Consider the following 2,135-nt stretch of genomic DNA (forward strand, 5'->3'; position numbering starts at 1 on the left):
TCCTGATGTCTACTGATGTGGAGACTCCTGGACAAATTGTATTTTTATGCTATAATAAAAACATATTTAAACCCTGAGTCAACGATGACTCTTCCGCAAGCAGCAAGTGGAGGGGTCTGTTTTTTTACTTGTATTGACCAGGGAGTAATGTGAAAACCTATACTGTAAGACATTCTGTGTATGAGGTGAAGAAAAATGGTAAAAGATCTAGTGTATTTAATTCCTGCTGGCAAGTATGGCAAAGAAGAAATTTTAAGCTTGCTTAATAATCACCCGGAAATCAAGTTTGCGTCACTTGTTGGTATCGACCTGGCTGGTAATGATACTGATGAAAAAGTGCCTATTAGCCTGTTTATTAAGGATATGGACGATTTTTATAACGGCAGCGCCGTACAAACTGATGGTTCGTCTGTCGTTCTTACTGGTATTGCCACTTTAAATAATGCCAAAGTTGATATGCTGGCAGATGCTGGTGTTAACTGGTTTGTAGATTATAATTTTGAACACATTGACGAAGAGACAGGTAAGCCTGTTGGTACACTCAGGATTCCTGCTTTTTTGGTACATAATAGTGTTAGAGTAGACTCCCGTTCAATTCTGGCACAAAGCCTGGAGTATGTTAAAGGTGAGATCAAATCTCTTTTCCAAAAAAATGAAAAAATTGCTGGTCTAGAACATATCAATAACGCAGATGTTGAAGATATCATTTTCACTGCGGCTACTGAACTTGAATTTTGGGTAAAAACCCCGGCTAATAAAGCCGAAGTAGAAGAGCTATCTGCTTCTCAGGTTTTGCAGGAACAATATTGGCAACGTACCCGGGGCAATGTCCGTACAGCTATGGAACAAGCATTGTTGATGATGGCACAATATGGTCTTGAGCCGGAAATGGGTCATAAAGAGGTTGGCGGTGTAAAAGCTAAAATTGATGAAGCCGGACATCTGAGCCATGTTATGGAACAGCTTGAAATTGACTGGAAGTTCTCCAATGCTCTTCAATGCGCAGATAATGAGTTGCAAGCCAGAATTTTAGTTAAAGAAGCTTTCCGGGCAAACGGCCTTGAAGTAACCTTTAAAGCTAAACCGATTATCGGTGTTGCCGGTAATGGTGAACATACGCATATTGGTATTGCTGCAAAGCTTAAGTCTGGTAAAATTGTTAACCTATTCTCACCAACAGATATGAAACAATATTTCTTGAGTGCAATCGGTTATGGCGCGATCATGGGTTTATTGAAGCATTATGAGGTTATCAATCCGTTTATATCTTCAACAAATGACTCGCTTAACCGCTTAAAACCCGGTTTTGAAGCGCCGATATGTATTGTAACCTCTTTGGGGCATACACCTGCTGTGCCTTCCCGTAACAGAACGATCCTTGCCGGTCTTGTACGTGATGTTAACAACCCAATGGCTACACGGTTTGAGGTTCGTTCCCCTAACCCATACACCAATACTTATATTGCATTGACTGCCTTTTATATGAGTATGCTTGATGGCATTAAAGCTGCCGTTAACTCCGGAAAATCCGTAGCAGAAATTGATGCGGAATTATCAAAAGAGGCTGGTACTAAAGGCTTCTATCTTGAAAATGACCGGGCGTACCGCAGCGAGCACGACGTATTTGATGATTATTCTGCAGAAGAGCGGGACCGTCTGTTTAGCAAACCGCCAGCTACTGTTTGGGAAAATACGCAAAGTATTAGTAAATACCCGGAAAAAGTTAAAACACTTACCGCGGGAGGGGCTTTCCGTCCTGAACTTGTTCAAGCCTTTGTAGCCGGTGCGTTGGTTCGTTGGCAAACTGAGTTGTTAAATCGCATTATACCGGAAAACCTTACTATCGTTAAAGAGTCTAAATCTTTACATGGTGCCGATTCTGCCAGTGATCTTGATCTGAACAACTGGGATAAGATTAATACTCTCAGAGTTTATTTGGCAAAAGACTGCTTATCACAAAAAAGCCTTTTTACCCGTATAAAAGAGGCTATTAAAGCAGGTGATTTTGATAGTGTATCAGAGCTTCAGATTGAAATGGCAGATAAAGTAGGTGTACTAAAAGCTTTATATAGCCAGTACAAAAAAAACATGATACACATCTGCTAAAACAATTTTTAAAACGCACTCCTGTGAAT

General features: G+C 40.5%; 1 protein-coding gene. It reads left to right on the forward strand.

Translation table 11 applies throughout. The features are described from left to right. The first annotated feature begins 195 nt into the window (after nucleotides 1-195). The gene (locus tag VN379_RS24660; protein ID WP_325538784.1) at nucleotides 196-2,106 is read left to right on the forward strand and encodes a glutamine synthetase; all 1,911 of its coding nucleotides are present in this window, start codon (nucleotides 196-198) and stop codon (nucleotides 2,104-2,106) included. Nucleotides 2,107-2,135: the final 29 nt, after the last annotated feature.

Source organism: Sporomusa sp. (assembly GCF_035561255.1).
Taxonomy (GTDB): domain Bacteria; phylum Bacillota; class Negativicutes; order Sporomusales; family Sporomusaceae; genus Sporomusa.

Excerpts from the sequence above, each read along its gene's own strand:
- VN379_RS24660 (WP_325538784.1), top strand. The coding sequence starts at position 196 with ATGGTAAAAGATCTAGTGTATTTAATTCCTGCTGGCAAGTATGGCAAA.